Here is a 16255-nt window from a genome sequence, read left to right on the forward strand (position 1 = left end):
TTTCGAGAAGTTAGATCTATGCATCACTTTTTACTAAATTATGAATAACCTATTGTCATCGTTGAATATTTAATTTAAATGGTTGTGTTTTTTACGATTAAAAAAATAGCGCTATCAGATGCCTGATAGCGCTATTTTTGAGTGTGAATTTATGTTTTATAGTGCGTTAGTAAAAATTTGACAGATTTCCTCATGCGTCGCTTGTTTAGGGTTAGTAAACCCACAAGCATCTTTTAAGGCGTTATCTGCAAGCGTTGGAATGTCTTCAGCTTTAACCCCTAGTTCGGTTAAATTTGCTGGAATATTAACGGCTACAGATAATGTTTTGATGGCTTCAATTGCTGCACTGGCGCCTTGCTCTGCAGTGAGCGAACTGACATCAACTCCCATCGCTTTCGCAACATCACTTAAACGTTGTGGGACCACTTTAGCATTGTATGCTTGGACATGTGGTAATAGGAGCGCGTTACAGACTCCGTGTGGTAAATCATAAAATCCACCCAGTTGATGCGCCATAGCATGTACATAACCTAAGCTGGCATTATTGAATGCCATACCCGCTAGGAATTGCGCATAGGCCATTTGCTCTCTGGCATTTATGTCATCGCCTTTTTTAACTGCATTGACTAAGTTTGCTTTAATGAGTTCGATAGCTTTAATTGCACAGGCATCTGTTATTGGGTTTGCGGCGATAGACACATAAGCTTCAATGGCGTGAGTCAGCGCATCCATTCCCGTTGCTGCTGTTAATGCGGCAGGCTTTTCAAGCATAAGCTCAGGATCGTTTACTGATAAAATCGGCGTGGTATTTTTATCAACGATGGCCATTTTAATGTGCCTTGCTTCGTCGGTAATAATACAAAAACGGGTCATTTCACTTGCAGTACCGGCTGTGGTGTTAATAGCGACAAGCGGCATTTGAGGTTTTTTAGATACATCAACACCTTCGTAATCTTTAATATGGCCGCCATTGGTCGCCACAAGCGCGATGCCTTTGGCGCAATCATGCGGTGAACCGCCACCTAATGAGATGATAAAGTCACATTGATTGCTGGTCAGTAATGCAAGACCCGCAGCAACATTACCTGTCGTTGGGTTAGGTTGTACGCCGTCGAAGATCACGACTTCAATACCTTGAGTATTAAGTTTGTCTTGAACTTTCGCCACTAGGCCAATACTCACGAGTGGTTTATCGGTTACAATTAATGCTTTAGTAAAGCCGAGTGCTTTAATGTCATTCACTGCTTCATCAACACTGCCTTGGCCAAGAATGTTTACGCTTGGAATATAGAATTTAGTCGCCATAAGTAGAACCCCTGTATTTTAATTTTAAATTTTCTCTGTAGTAAAAATACCAACATGACGATGACCATTGTGTGATTCACCTCTAAATAACGATCGGTAACGCATTAAATGTCGGTGCTTTTACTACATGGACAGTGTTTTGATGGCAAACTGTGACTTCGGGGCGGTTTGTCTTTTATGAGATGAAATTGCAGGCTATCACTTTGGGTAGATATGATGGCCGCGGTGTCAATCGCGTCAATGCGTTGAATTATCCGTCAGGTTTTAGATAATAAATGTATATTTGGATTTATTTATAACGATTCATACGGTATAAAGAACAAAAGAATCATGTCATTAGTTTGATTCTGCTACACTAATTAAAGACTGCTAGGATGCAAATGAGCTTGTTAAGGATGCTTAAGGGAATGTGTAGATGGTCAATCTGAATATCTTTTTTTCTTTTTTCGAAAATGCTGCGCTGTTATTAGCGTTGGTATACTTGTACTCGCTTTTTCCTTCCCACCAACGTAAATCTCACTTGTTTGCATGGCAATTTAGCATGGGCGCGCTGATTGGTATCATCGGTGTGATCATTATGATGAACCCATTAACTTTTCAAGATGGATTGGTGTTCGATACTCGTTCAGTATTACTGTGCCTGTCAGGATTATTTTTTGGCTTTATTCCTACTGTCATAGCATCTATTTGCATGGCTCTATATAGATACAACCTCGGCGGCGAAGGGGCTTTAATTGGTATGTTAATGTTGTTCTGCAGTGGTTTTATCGGTGTTATTTGGCGCCATTATCGTAAAAACCACCTTGATCAAATTAGCAAACGGGCCTTTTATACCTTCGGTATGGTAGTCAATGTTGTTTTGTTGTCATCGTTATTATTGTTACCGTTAAATCAAGCCATCGACACGTTGTTGCATATCTCACTGCCAATATTAATTATTTTCCCGCTATTAACCATGTTGATTGGCCATTTACTGGCCCAAATAGTGTTTCGTGAACGTGACCAGCAGGTCAAACTTGAAGAAGACTTTTTGTTTAAAAATCAATTCGACATCGGCAATATTGGCATATCGATTACGTCAAAGGCTAAGTACTGGCTTAAAGTTAACCCTTATTTGTGCCAAATGTTTGGTTACAGTGAAAGCGAGTTAAAAGCGCGTACCTGGGTGGAATTAACTTATCCTGATGATTTAAATAAAGACTTACTGTTATACGACAAAATGGTTAAGGGCGATATTAATGAGTATGAAATGGACAAGCGTTTTGTGGCTAAAGACGGTTCCATTATTTATACCCACATCACCATAACGTGCAGGCGTAATGTCGACAATAATGGCTTTTTGGTCATTGCGGGTTTTCTTGACATCACTAAACAAAAAAAAGCGGAACAAGCCTTATTACACAGTAAAGAACAATTAGATTTAGTGCTCGACAGCAGCGAATTGGGTGTTTGGGACTGGGATGTTGACCGTCAAGCAATGAAGATTAATCGTTATAGTGCTGATATTTTGGGTTGTTCCGTGGAAGTGTTAAATCAAACTCCCAAAATTTGGGTTGATGCGATTCATCCACAAGATAAGTTCCGTTTTTTACGATCTATCATTGATGTACGCAGAGGCCGCTGTATCAGCCAAAGGATAGAGTACCAACTGGTTAATTTATTGGGGGAAACTCGATGGATTTTACAGACTGGCAAGGTCGTTGATATCGATGATAGAGGTGGACCTCTGCGGGTGTGTGGCACATTGAGTGACATAACCGATATTAAGCAAGTCGAAGCATCGTTAAGTGTTGCCGCGTCGGTGTATCAAAATTCCAGTGAAGCGATGAGTGTATTTACTTCAGATGGCATCATTGTCGACTCAAACCCTGCCTTTTCTTTGATTACCGGGTTTAATAAAGATGACATCAAGGGACAAAGTTTAAGAGTGTTTCAATCTGAGCTACAGCCAAAGAGCTTTTACGATCAGCTCGATAAACAACTGAAACAACTTGGCCGTTGGCAAGGTGAGGTGTGGATGCGGCGTAAAAATGGTGAAAGCTACCTTATTCTGTTAACGATAAACTCAATTAGCCAAACCAAAACTAAATCAGCACGTTTTGTAGCGTTATTTTCAGATATTACCGAGAAAAAACAAACCGAAGAGCTCATTTGGCGTCAAGCGAATTATGATGCCCTGACTGGCTTGCCTAACCGCAGGATGTTATTAGAGTTTTTAACTAAAGAAGTCATGCACAGTGACCGACAGCATAATCACTTTGCCTTGATGTTTTTAGACTTAGATTACTTCAAAGAAATTAACGACACATTAGGCCACGATATGGGCGATGTATTGTTGTTAGAAACTGCCGAGCGCCTTAAAAGCTGTGTCCGAGAGTCTGATGTTGTGGCGCGTTTAGGTGGGGATGAATTTACCATCGTATTAACCAACCTTGATGATAATCACGGAGTAGAGCGCGTTGCGAGCCAAATACTGAAACGTCTGGCTGAACCCTATACATTAGGACTACAGACGGCCTACATAAGTGGCAGTATTGGTATCACCTTATTCCCTGATGATGCCAACACCACTGAAGCCTTGCTTAAAAATGCTGATCAAGCAATGTATTCTGCAAAATCTCATGGCCGAAATCGATTTAATTATTTCACTCCAGCGATGCAAAATGATGCTCAAAAACGCATGCAATTAGTGCAAGAGCTAAAAAATGCCGTATTACAGCAGCAGTTTGAATTGTATTACCAGCCTATTGTTGAGTTAACCAGTGAGCATATCGTTAAAGCAGAAGCACTGATCCGATGGAAGCATCCTACAATGGGGTTCATTTCGCCAGCTGAGTTTATTCCTATTGCAGAAGAGACTGGGATGATTATCGAGATTGGTAACTGGGTGTTTAGTCAGGCGGTTGACCAATCAGCCCAATGGAAAAAACAGTTTGATGTGGACATTCAGATAAGCATTAATAAATCCCCTATACAATTTAGAGATGAAACCACAGACGTAAATGATTGGTTATCGCAAATGTCTGAGCAAAATGTCGATGCAAAAAATATTTGTATTGAAATTACCGAAGGCTTGCTGCTAGAAAAAGAGCAAAATGTCGAAGCCAAGCTTTTAGCTTACCGTGAGGCGGGGCTGGAAGTGTCGTTAGATGATTTTGGCACTGGGTATTCCTCATTATCCTATTTACGAAAATTCAATATCGACTACCTTAAAATTGATAAGTCGTTTGTGAATAATTTAGCCCCAGACAGCAATGATTTAAGTTTGTGTGAAGCCATTATCGTCATGGCCCACAAATTAGGCATGAAAGTGATTGCCGAAGGCATCGAGACAGAACAACAGCGAAGCTTACTTGAGTTTGCGGGATGCGATTATGGTCAAGGCTATTTGTTTTCGCATGCCTTGTGTAGCGAAGATTTTGAAAAAAAATATATGCAGCAATATGTTGAGCCAATGAGATTGAATAAACTCGTCATAGGCTAGAACCTGTTGGTTTTGATGGATGATTTTTTCGAGTCAAAAGCGTTTTCGATAGCGATAAATGTTTGTTATTAGCGTTCTTCATTAGCGTCATTATCGGCACAATTGAAATAGTGAATGCGCTATAGATTAGTATACAATAGCGCCCTATTTTATTGTTTACTGAGTCTGTTATGTCATTTACTTCGCTAGGGTTATCGCAATTACTATTAGATGCGATTGATCAATCTGGTTATCACACCGCAACACCTGTCCAACAAGCGGTGATCCCACTAGCGCTCAATGGGCAAGATGTGTTGGCCAGTGCCGAAACCGGTACCGGTAAAACGGCGGCATTTGCGTTGCCACTTTTGCACCAATTATTACAACAGCCTATAGCGGATATTATCCCTGGCCAGCGTTTGCGCGTGCTTATCATGACGCCGACTCGTGAGCTTGCGATTCAAATCGAACAAAACCTGATTAAATACAGTCAATTTAGCGACCTTTCTAGCTTAGCCGTTTACGGCGGTGCCAGCATTAATCCACAACGTAAAACCCTAGAGCAGGGCGTTGATGTGTTAGTAGCAACTCCTGGGCGTTTATTTGACATCATTGGTCAACATGAATTGGACTTATCATTTGTGACTCATCTGGTGATAGATGAAGCGGACCGCATGCTCGACTTAGGTTTTGTAAAAGACATTGAAAAGGTCAAACGGTTAATTGCGAAGCAACATCAAACCATGATGTTTTCTGCTACCTTTTCAGACGATGTTAAAAGCCTTGCCGCTAAGATGCTTAACCAACCTGAATATGTCCACGTTGAAACCCACACGACAGCAGCTAATGTCGCTCAGCAAGTGTATAAAGTGGATGTTCGTCGTAAAGCTGAATTACTGTCCGAACTTATTGGTAAGCATAATTGGCAACAAGTGATGGTCTTTACCAGCCGTAAAGAAACCGCAGAACATTTATTTCGTGAATTGTCTTTAGATGGGATTAAATCAGCGGTATTCCATGGTGATAAGAGCCAAGGCGCACGTAATCGTGCCCTAGAAGAATTTAAAGCAGGACAATTGCGAGTGTTAATTGCCACGGATTTAGCGGCTCGAGGCCTCGACATTCAAGCTTTACCACGGGTGATTAACTTTGAGTTACCAGAAGAGTGTGAAGATTATGTTCACCGTGTTGGCAGAACAGGGCGTGCTGGGTTAGCGGGTGAAGCTATTTCTTTAGTGAGCCCACAAGAACTTGAATTACTCAATGATATTGAACAGCTAATTGGCCAAACGTTACCGGCACTGATCCCAAATGGCTATGAAGAAGGGGCTCCATTACCCGCTAGATATCGAGATGTCAGCCCTGAAAAACCAAAGAAAGCCTTTAAGCATAAACGTGGAAAGCCGCTTCAAGGCGCTGCAAAACCCATGCGAAAAGGTAAGTATGCAGCTAAAGCTAAAAAATGATCACTAAGCCAATAAAAACTAATATTATCACCGGTTTTTTGGGTGTGGGTAAAACCACGCTCATTAAAGCGTTGCTGGCCAACAAACCTGAACATGAAGTGTGGGCAGTTTTAGTCAATGAGTTTGGCGAGATTGGCATTGATGGCGGTTTACTCAATGCTGGTTCTGAAACGGCAAACGTTGTGATTAAAGAAATCCCGGGTGGCTGTCTTTGCTGCGCCGCTGGAGTGCCAACCCAGGTTGCGATAAACCAGATTATTCAACAGGCTAAACCTGATAGGTTATTGATTGAACCTACCGGACTTGGGCACCCAGCAGAAATTGTCAAATTATTACAAGCGCCGCATTTGCAACAGGTGATAAAGGTGCAAACTACAGTGTGTCTAGTCGATGCACGTAAGGTCAGTGACAGCCGCTATTACAGCCATGATATTTTTATCCAACAATTACAGATTGCCGATACTGTGATTGCTAACAAAGCTCAGCAATATGGTGAGCAAGAACTGCAACACTTAATCGAATTGATGGCCAGATTAGACAGAGCAGATACACCGATTATTAAGTGTGAGGATGACGTTAGCCAAAAGGCACAAGTACAACAGCTTATCACCTTATTAAATAAGCCAAGTGGGCGGGCGGCTAACATCAAATCAACGCTCCAGCCTACAAGTTTGCTCTCTCGCACTGCTGACCAATGGTTATTACCTATGGCAACCTCAACTCAGGGGGGCGATAAATTACAGCAACAGCTTGCTGAGCAGGGCTATATTTACAAAACCAATCAAGGTGAAGGCTGTTTCAGTTACGGCTGGGTTTTAGACAGCCAGCGATGTGTTGATTTTAGCCGTTTTATGACGTGGGTGGAGTCTGTTAAATCGATACCCGTGCTTAGATTGAAAGCCATTGTGATTACCTTTGACGGTATTTTAGGTGTCAACATGGTCGATGATAAATTAACTCTCGACGAATTAGATGATGCACTTGATTCTCGCATCGAAATCATTAGTGACAAACCGCTCGATGGTGACACACTTCAACAACAGCTATTTGAATGTTATACCATTGCGCGTTAGTAAGTGATCTCTCAGCGAGAATTTAAAAGGGCTTAAACAAGGCGAATGACTGAATGAATAGTTATTCTCTTTCGAAGTCATGCAACGCAGTGTAAGCCCTTTTAAAACTCGCCTGAAAGGAATGCCCCAGCGGCTTTTGCTCTGCGTTCTCGCTATTTGAAAGGGAACAACCATTACTACACAGCGACGCCTTAATCAAAAAACCGCTGGATGCATTCTGAGTGGAAACTTATTAATGCGCAATGGTATTAATGACCTAATCAATCAGCAATAATCCAATAAAAAATGGGCATTGATAAATTATCAATGCCCATTTTACTTTCTCAGCGTTAACAACACTCAGCAGGTTAGCGAGTACATTCCTCTAACAAGTATGCTAAGTGACGATACGAAATACCGCTATGTTGGGTTAATCCCACTTCACACATTCTGTTTGCGTAATACCCTTCTTTGGTTTCCGCTGGAATGAGTTTTTTGATATTACGTAAGGCACTGGCGTTGATTTCAGGTTTGTACAACCCTTTTTCACCCGCATAACCACAACACGAAATACCTGCTGGTAATACAACATGCTTCGCACACGCATCAGCAATCGCTTGCTGTTTAGGTTCTAATTTCAACTTACGGGCACTACAGCCTTGATGTAAGGTCACGTTAGATTTTTTGGTGATGGTCATGTTGGGCAGTAAATTATCGTGCATAAACTCGACTAGGTCGGTAATGGCGACTTTAGGGTTACCAGTTAACGTGCGATAAGTACAAGACAATGCATCAACCACAACCGGCACTTTACCGTTGTCAGACAACTTGCTTAGCGCATCAATAAGTTCATCACGTTTTGCGTCGGCATTTTTAAAATCACCTTTTGACTCCCACATTTGGCCGCAGCATAAATGGCGAGTATTTTCAGGGATAATTACGTTGTAACCGGCACGTTCAAGTAACGTAATCACGACTTCTGGTAGCGTGCGATTGTCAGGATCTTTTGGTGTAGGACCAAAGGTTCTACCGCCACACGCAGGGAAGTATAATACCGTTTGCTGACCAGGCTTATGAGCAGATGGCTTAGCCACTTTACCGCCTTTAGGGAAGTCAGGGTTCCAGTAAGGCACTTCTTTGGTGATCATTCTACCCGCATTCATCAGTGAGTTGGTGATGGTGTCACCAGTCACTTTATGAAGAATGCCAAGAATATCAAAACCAGTACTGATCACCTGGTTAACTGCACCAAAGTGCTTCGCTTGGAAGTCGAGTACTTTTTGCTCTGTGGTGGTGATATACGGAGTACGTAATTTACGCACTAACTGGCCCATGCTGTTATCGACTGGGCAGGCAATAGTGCATAACTGACAAGCCGCACAGGTGTCGATAACATCGTATTTTGAACTGGCACGCATTTCAGCTGCCGCTTTTTTATCGCCAGATTGTTCTAGGCGTTCAATCTCACGTAATACTGCAATGCGCTGACGTGGTGAGAAGTTAAGTGCCGATGTTGGACAGGTTTTTTCGCAGAAACCACATTCAATACATTTATCGACAAAGTCATCCACTACCGGGCATGGCTTAATATTTTTAACATGGACTTGTGCGTCGCTGTTTAAAATAACGCCTGGGTTGAGCAAGCCGCTCGGGTCAAAAATTTGCTTAATTTGCTTCATGAGGGTGTAAGCATCGCTACCCCATTCCATTTCCACAAAGGGGGCAACAGCACGTCCAGTACCATGTTCCGCTTTCATCGAACCATCGTATTTATTGATGACCATATCTGCGACATCTTGCATAAAGTCATGGAAACGATCGATATCGCCTTGCGAAGCAAATGTAGGGGTAATGATAAAGTGGAAGTTACCCGCAAGCGCATGGCCGTAAATCACCCCTTCAGGGTAGCCATGTTTGTGGAATAACGCGGTAAGATCTGCCGCTGCGCTCGCTAAATGTTCAAGCTCAAATGCCACGTCTTCAATAATAACAGACGTCCCTTTAGGGCGTGCGCCACCGATAATGGGGAACAAGCCTGAGCGCATCGCCCAATACTGGCCAAATACTGCAGGATCTTTACTGAACTCAATCGGACGTTCGGTTTTAATGTGGGCAATTTTTTGGATAATATCATTGGTATAGTTATCGAGTGTTTGAGCATCATTTGCGCGTGACTCAATCAATAAAATAGCAGCGCCTTCAGGTAACTGGCTCAGCCATTCAGGCATACCTGTTTTACCCGTCACGGATTTAATTGAAGCCCAATCCAATAATTCAGCCGCAGCAACACTGTCACCTTTAATCAACGGAACTGAACTTGCTGCATCTTCCATATTGAAAAACACTGCCATGGCAGACGCTTTAAATTGCGCTTCTTCTACCGTGTGGTAAGTGATTTCATTAACAAATGCCAACGTACCTTCTGAGCCCACAATGAGGTGATTAATGATGTCAAAAGGATCACTAAAATCGACTAATGAGTTGATGCTGTAGCCAGTCGTGTTTTTAATCGAGAATTTCTTACGGATACGAGCTGATAATGTTGGATTATTTTGGGTTAATTGCGATAAATCAGTTAAGGCAGCCAAAAGCACTGAATGTGACTGACTAAATGCGGCTTTAGAATCTGGACACCCAGTATCTAGCTCGGTGCCATCTGCAAACATCAGCTTTGCCGACTTGATAGTTTGATAGCTGTTTTGCGCCGTCCCACAACACATACCAGAGGCATTGTTTGCAACCATACCACCCACTTGGGCTGAGGCGAGGGTCGCTGGATCTGGACCAATTTTTTTGTTAAATGGTTTTAATGCCGCGTTGGCATCAGACCCAATAACCGCAGCGCCTAATGAGATAGATGACTTATCTTCGCTGATTTCAATGGTTCTAAAACCATCGTGGCCGAGAATAAGTAAAATACCTTCGCCAATAGCCTGGCCTGATAAACTGGTACCCGCGGCACGAAATGTTACCGGTACATTGTGCGATCTTGCTACGTTTAAAGTGATTTTAACTTGTTCTATGCTATCTGCGTGAACGACAATTTCAGGAACGATACGGAAATAACTGGCGTCGGTAGACCAAGCAAAGCGACGAACCGGATCATTGGTAACACATTTGCTGCCTAATTGAGACGTTAAAATATCCATTACCACTTGATAGTTTATAGTCATAACATGCTCTCTTAACACTGTAATGTTGTGTAGGCTGTTATGCCTACTTTTTTATACCCTTAATGTTGAGTGGTAACATCAGTGGCTACCACTCAATCTGTTTGGGTATTTCGTTATCGATATGAGTTTGAGTAATTAAAAACCGCCCCAAATAACCGCAATGGTGCCTGCAACAAGCGCATAACCAAGGGCGATAGGCATCGTTTTACGAATGATTTCAGACTCACGTCCTGCCATGCCAACCACAGTAGCGGCGGCAACCACGTTCATCACACACATCATGTTACCGGCGTTTGCGCCAATACCTTGTAGTGCCAATGCTAACGCGTGGTTCATACCTATGTTATCGGCGACAGAATATTGTAATCCTGAGAACATCATGTTTGAGAACGTGGCAGAACCTGAAAGGAATGCACCGAAAATACCCACAACGGGTGATACCCAAGCCCAGACAGAACCCATGCTATTTGCGAGTAAATCGGCAAGTGCAACTGGCATTGACGCTAGGCCTGCTCCGTTTTCGCCAGAGTTCAGGAAGATTTTTACCATAGGCACAGATGCGCCTAATGAAATGATGGTAGGTAACATTGATTTACATGACACTGTCAATGATTGCTTCATCGCTTTTGGTTTCATTTTGAATAACACAAAACCAAACAAACACACAGCAACAAAGAAAATACCAGGCGCATAGAAGGTGGCAAACCCGGCTTTTAGTTCGGTGCCTAACAAGCCTGTCCAACTGATGTTAAAGCTCGTTAGCCAACTCTTAAATGGACCCACAACGCGAGATAGCACCAACAGCGCAGCCATAATGATATATGGAGACCAGGCTGCAATTTGCGAGAACTTAACCGGTGTTTCGTCAATGGCTAACTCTTCTTCTGACTTGTTATCATTTTCGCTAAAATCACACCAAGGTTGTGAAGGTAATAACCAGCCTTTTCTTGCCACAGGGATGACTAATGCCATACCGACAAGAGAACCAATAACAGAAGGGAACTCAGGGCCTGCAAAGTAGTTAATTAACCATGCAGGGATGGTGAATGCAAAGCCGGCAAATATAGCGAATTTCCATATTTGCAAACCTTCTTTAATTGATTTATTACGACCAAAGAAACCCGTTAATACACACACCATCACTAATGGGATCAGTGAACCGGTAATCAAATCGATAGTGATCATGTGTTTAGCAATAAACTGCGCGTAACCCACAAACGTGCCGCCATGTTCAGCAAATTGTGCTGCTGCCATGTTAACGCCACCTTCAGTTAGACCCTGTTCCATACCAAATAAAACGGGTAAACCAATTGCACCAAATGATACTGCAGTCGAGTCACCGATTAAGGCTACCACCGCTGCGGCAATAGGAGGCACACCGAGTAATACAAGTAATGGTGCACCAATAGCCGCTGGGGTACCAAAACCTGCAGAGCCTTCAATGAACGAGCCAAATAACCAACAAATAATCACAACTTGCACACGTGCATCAGCACTAATGTTGGTGAATCCAGAACGAATGGTGTCCATCGCGCCAGAATATTTTAAGGTATTTAACAAAAACACCGCGCCAAAAATAATGGTAAGCGGTGTTAATGCAGAAAGGAGTCCTTCGACAACGGAAGCGGCGAGAAGCATCGTGTCCATTTGCCAAATAAAGATTGCTGCCAGACCTGTCGCAATCATTGATATCGGCATTGCTTTGGATGCCGGTAAGCGCATGAGTACTAAAAATACCATTACGCTGATAATAGGCGTTAAGCTTGCTAGTAACTGTAGAAATGTCATGTATACCTCTGTATCACTTATAGTGGGTATTAAATTGTTATTATTTGTTAGCTTTTCGCTAACTAGGGCGTAATAGACGTTATTTAAGTGTTAAATGTGTTGATCGAGATCATTTAACATACGAGAAACAGACTTTGCTTATCGAAGTGGGATCTACATCCAATAGCAGTATTTTGAATGTCGGTTTTAGATCACGTTTTTTGATAGCGAAAATAATCATAAAAATAAAGCCAAGCGTTAAAAACGATTGGCTTTAAGATAACGTTAATTAGCGGTTGTGAATGTGAAGGGCTTCACGTGAACGTTTGAGAAGATGTGAGCTAGTTCAAATTTAAAAAAGTTTACTTCCCCAGCCTAATTTATTTCGCAGTACATGGAAGTAATTATGACCTTTCGGGTGGATTAGTCTGAGGCGTTCATTGGAGCGGCGAATAAAGATTTCATCACCTGGTAAAACGGCTAAATGCACATGGCCGTCACAACTGACTTCGAGGTTTTCATCATTATTGGGTGATACGACGAGCTTAATATTGCTACAGGCATCAACCACAATTGGCCGACATGATAAGGTATGAGGAAACATCGGCACCAAAATAATGGCTTGTAAATTAGGGGTTAAAATAGAACCGCCAGCTGATAATGAATAGGCTGTAGAGCCTGTTGGCGTTGAAACGATCATGCCATCAGCGCGTTGACTGTACATAAATTGCTCATCAATATAGACTTCAAATTGAATCATGTGCGCAATTTTTCCTGGGTGCAATACGGCTTCGTTTACGGCTGTATTACTTGCGATGATCTTACCGTGGCGATGTACTTCTGCTTCAAGTAAAAAGCGATGCTCTGTTTCAAACTCTCCGTCTAACACTTTAGATAACGCGTCTTCAAAGTTGTCTGGTGGCAAGTCGGTTAAAAAACCTAGATTACCGCGGTTAACACCAATAACGGCAACATCAAATCTTGCTAATACTCTAGCGGCACCTAACATATTACCGTCACCACCCACGACGATGGCTAAGTCGCAATGTTCACCCATTTCGAGTAAGTCCATTGAGCAAACATCAGGGCCTAACTCTGCAGAGACACGTTCTTCAACAATCACATTAAAGCCCTGAACACTGAGCCAATGAAGCAATCGCCGTAAGGTTTGATTGGTCCCTTCGTGATGCGGTTTGCCGATGAGGCCGATTGTTTTGAACAATTTAGTCATATTCGAGTTTGTTGTGCCTTTAGGACTTGAAACATATGAATTGATCCCCATAATATACTCAAACTTATTAAAAGTGTGATAATTGCTGTTAATTAATCAGTAAATAGTCACATTATTAGCATATCCAATTTTGCATTTTTTAGCTGGAGTGAAAATGAGCAACGAATCGAACAACGCACCGCAAGATCAAGTGGAAGAAGTGGTAACACCTGAAGTCGTGGCTGATGAAGCAAGTTTGATGGATGAATTGACCCACGCAAATTTTCGCATCGAAGAATTAGAACAGCAATTAGCTGAAACCCAAGCGGCACTAACCGAGCGTAAAGATGTTGAAATGCGCGCTGCGGCTGAAACGCAAAACATCCGCACTCGTGCAGCCAAAGATGTTGAGCAAGCACGTAAATTTGCTTTAGAAAAATTCGTTAATGAATTATTGCCTGTCATTGATAATATGGAACGCGCTCTGCAGGGAACAGACCCTGAGAATGAGTCGACCAAAGCCATTTATGAAGGTGTTGAATTAACCATGAAAGGGTTTCTGACTTCAGTTGAGAAGTTTGGTGTAACCCAAGTTAACCCTCAAGGCGATGCATTTAACCCTGAACACCATCAAGCCATTGGCATGCAACCAAGTGCTGAGTTCCCAGCGAACACGGTAATGATGGTGATGCAGAAAGGGTATTTACTCAATGAGCGTTTATTACGCCCAGCCATGGTAATGGTTTCTCAAGGCGGTAATAGCGTCGACGTTGAAGCATAGGCGTAGAAACGTAGAGGCTTACCCCGATAGACAGAAACGTAATGTTGAAAAATCGATGTTAATTAGTTTCACTGTCAAATAGGCACAAAAAAGGACTGAATTCTCAGTCCTTTTTTTATGGTTGCCATTTAATCTAGCGAACTAAAATTCACGTTAGCTATGCAATAAACGCCTGGATTTGCGCTAAAATCCCAGCTGCATCAAGTTGTAATTCTGCTGTAATTTCGTCTGGTGCACCGTGTTTAATAAATTCATCAGGCAAACCTATTAATAACACCGGTTTTACAATGCGCATTTTTTGTAGCGCTTCGAGTACGCCAGAACCTGCACCACCCATGACCGCATTTTCTTCAACGGTAATAATCACATCATGGCTGTTTGCCAGTTCAGCTAGCAAATCAACATCAAGTGGCTTCACAAAACGCATATCAGCGACACTGGCATCAAGTTGATCTGCTGCCTCTAGTGCGGCGGCTAACGTGGTACCAAAGTTAATAATGGCAATTTTTTTACCTTGACGCTTTAACAGCCCTTTACCAATAGGTAAGGTGGTCATTTTTTCGACCTGCTCAGCACCAGTCGCACTACCTCGAGGATAACGCACAGCGGTAGGGCCGTCTTGGTAACAATAGCCGGTGTACAGCATTTGGCGACATTCGTTTTCATCTGACGGCGCCATAATGATCATATTCGGAATACAGCGCATAAAGCTTAAGTCAAATGCACCCTGGTGAGTCGGGCCATCTGCACCCACTATGCCACCACGGTCTATTGCAAATAGCACAGGTAAACGTTGTAAGGCCACATCGTGGATTAATTGGTCATAGCCACGCTGCAAAAAGGTGGAGTAAATTGCGACAACAGGCTTAAGGCCTTCACAGGCAAATCCAGCACCGAGTGTCACCGCATGTTGCTCTGCGATAGCCGCATCAAAATACTGCGTAGGGAAACGCTGTGAAAACTCAACCATACCAGAGCCTTCACGCATTGCAGGCGTTATCGCCATCAACTTATCATCTTGTTCGGCAACATCGCACAACCATTTACCAAACACTTGCGAGAAAGTCGGTAATCCGGGTTTTGTCGCTGGTTTTTTAAATAGGCTAGGGTCAAATTTCGGCACTGCATGCCAACCGATAGGATCCTTCTCTGCAGGTTCATAACCACGACCTTTTTTGGTCATGATATGCAGCATTTGAGGGCCTTTCAGGTTGCGCATATTACGCAAGGTTTCTACCAGCGAGTCCACATCATGGCCATCAATTGGGCCAATGTAATTAAAACCTAGCTCTTCAAATAACGTAGCCGGGACGACCATGCCTTTAAGGTGCTCTTCGGTGCGCTTAGCCATTTCTTTAATGACAGGCATGCCTTTAAGCACTTTTTTACTGCTTTCGCGGATGGTGGTATAAAAACGTCCAGACATCAATTGGGCTAAATGATTGTTTAATGCGCCAACATTTTCTGAAATCGACATTTCATTGTCGTTCAATACAACCAGCATGTCTTTATGCAAGTCTCCTGCGTGGTTCATGGCTTCAAATACCATACCACCGGTCATCGCACCGTCACCAATAACGGCCACGACTTTACGCCCAACCGCTTCTTTGTCTGCGGCGACTGCCATGGCTAATGCGGCACTAACAGATGTGCCAGAGTGGCCAACGCTAAAGGTATCGTATTGACTTTCTTCACGCCACGGAAAAGGATGCAGACCATTTTTTTGCCTAATGGTGTGCATGCGCTCACGGCGATCCGTTAAAATTTTATGTGGGTAGGCTTGATGGCCGACATCCCAAATCAAACGGTCAAATGGGGTGTTATAGACATAATGAAGTGCCACAGTTAATTCAACTGTGCCTAAGCCAGACGCAAAATGTCCGCTGGAAATACCAACAGACTGAAGTAAGAATTGTCTAAGTTCATCAGACACTTGTGGAAGTAAACCTTGCGGTAACTTCCTTAATTCTTCTGGTGTATTAGCCTGAGCTAGTACTGGGAATTTAGAAATATCGAAACTCATAGCGAGATTTTCTGA

9 protein-coding genes are annotated in these 16255 nt (G+C 42.7%); 4 read left to right on the forward strand and 5 right to left on the reverse strand.

All coding sequences use genetic code 11. From position 1 onward, the window contains the following. Nucleotides 1-156: 156 nt before the first annotated feature. On the reverse strand, nucleotides 157-1305 hold the full coding sequence (yiaY, locus tag AC19MX_RS14320; RefSeq protein ID WP_498298952.1) for an L-threonine dehydrogenase: 1149 nt from the start codon (nucleotides 1303-1305) through the stop codon (nucleotides 157-159). A 415-nt stretch (nucleotides 1306-1720) separates the two neighbouring features. Between yiaY and AC19MX_RS14325 the strand changes: the two genes are divergently transcribed. The 3 genes from AC19MX_RS14325 to AC19MX_RS14335 all read left to right on the forward strand — a co-directional run bounded on the left by AC19MX_RS14325 (nucleotide 1721) and on the right by AC19MX_RS14335 (nucleotide 7307). Then, nucleotides 1721-4789: an EAL domain-containing protein gene (locus tag AC19MX_RS14325; protein ID WP_498298954.1), complete on the forward strand. Its 3069-nt coding sequence runs from the start codon at nucleotides 1721-1723 to the stop codon at nucleotides 4787-4789. A gap of 170 nt (nucleotides 4790-4959) precedes the next feature. Beyond that, on the forward strand, nucleotides 4960-6234 hold the full coding sequence (locus AC19MX_RS14330) for a DEAD/DEAH box helicase (RefSeq protein ID WP_498298956.1): 1275 nt from the start codon (nucleotides 4960-4962) through the stop codon (nucleotides 6232-6234). Continuing rightward, on the forward strand, nucleotides 6231-7307 hold the full coding sequence (locus AC19MX_RS14335) for a CobW family GTP-binding protein (RefSeq protein WP_498298958.1): 1077 nt from the start codon (nucleotides 6231-6233) through the stop codon (nucleotides 7305-7307). The genes AC19MX_RS14330 and AC19MX_RS14335 overlap by 4 nt, the downstream gene beginning before the upstream one ends. 347 nt (nucleotides 7308-7654) lie before the next feature. Here AC19MX_RS14335 and AC19MX_RS14340 read toward each other — a convergent pair whose 3' ends face one another. From AC19MX_RS14340 to nadK, 3 genes are all read right to left on the reverse strand, one after another. Next, on the reverse strand, nucleotides 7655-10459 hold the full coding sequence (locus AC19MX_RS14340) for an FAD-binding and (Fe-S)-binding domain-containing protein (protein ID WP_498298960.1): 2805 nt from the start codon (nucleotides 10457-10459) through the stop codon (nucleotides 7655-7657). A 135-nt stretch (nucleotides 10460-10594) separates the two neighbouring features. Beyond that, nucleotides 10595-12247: an L-lactate permease gene (locus AC19MX_RS14345; RefSeq protein ID WP_432401597.1), complete on the reverse strand. Its 1653-nt coding sequence runs from the start codon at nucleotides 12245-12247 to the stop codon at nucleotides 10595-10597. Nucleotides 12248-12578: 331 nt separating this feature from the next. Continuing rightward, a complete protein-coding gene (gene nadK / locus AC19MX_RS14350; RefSeq protein WP_432401599.1) occupies nucleotides 12579-13457 on the reverse strand; it encodes an NAD(+) kinase in 879 nt (292 codons plus the stop codon). A gap of 154 nt (nucleotides 13458-13611) precedes the next feature. Here nadK and grpE point away from each other — a divergent pair, with 154 nt between their 5' ends. Next, nucleotides 13612-14217 (forward strand): nucleotide exchange factor GrpE, encoded by a 606-nt coding sequence (grpE, locus tag AC19MX_RS14355; protein ID WP_432401601.1) that lies wholly within the window; start codon nucleotides 13612-13614, stop codon nucleotides 14215-14217. A gap of 157 nt (nucleotides 14218-14374) precedes the next feature. Here grpE and dxs read toward each other — a convergent pair whose 3' ends face one another. Next, entirely contained in the window at nucleotides 14375-16240 is a 1866-nt protein-coding gene (gene dxs, locus AC19MX_RS14360) for a 1-deoxy-D-xylulose-5-phosphate synthase (protein WP_498298962.1), read from the reverse strand. Nucleotides 16241-16255: the final 15 nt, after the last annotated feature.

The sequence above is a fragment of the Shewanella sp. MF05956 genome (assembly GCF_059758055.1).

What these genes read in the sequence shown, in the direction of transcription:
- yiaY (WP_498298952.1), bottom strand. Translation starts at nt 1,305, where the DNA reads ATGGCGACTAAATTCTATATTCCAAGCGTAAACATTCTTGGCCAAGGC.
- AC19MX_RS14325 (WP_498298954.1), top strand. Translation starts at nt 1,721, where the DNA reads ATGGTCAATCTGAATATCTTTTTTTCTTTTTTCGAAAATGCTGCGCTG.
- AC19MX_RS14330 (WP_498298956.1), top strand. Translation starts at nt 4,960, where the DNA reads ATGTCATTTACTTCGCTAGGGTTATCGCAATTACTATTAGATGCGATT.
- AC19MX_RS14335 (WP_498298958.1), top strand. Translation starts at nt 6,231, where the DNA reads ATGATCACTAAGCCAATAAAAACTAATATTATCACCGGTTTTTTGGGT.
- AC19MX_RS14340 (WP_498298960.1), bottom strand. Translation starts at nt 10,459, where the DNA reads ATGACTATAAACTATCAAGTGGTAATGGATATTTTAACGTCTCAATTA.
- AC19MX_RS14345 (WP_432401597.1), bottom strand. Translation starts at nt 12,247, where the DNA reads ATGACATTTCTACAGTTACTAGCAAGCTTAACGCCTATTATCAGCGTA.
- nadK (WP_432401599.1), bottom strand. Translation starts at nt 13,457, where the DNA reads ATGACTAAATTGTTCAAAACAATCGGCCTCATCGGCAAACCGCATCAC.
- grpE (WP_432401601.1), top strand. Translation starts at nt 13,612, where the DNA reads ATGAGCAACGAATCGAACAACGCACCGCAAGATCAAGTGGAAGAAGTG.
- dxs (WP_498298962.1), bottom strand. Translation starts at nt 16,240, where the DNA reads ATGAGTTTCGATATTTCTAAATTCCCAGTACTAGCTCAGGCTAATACA.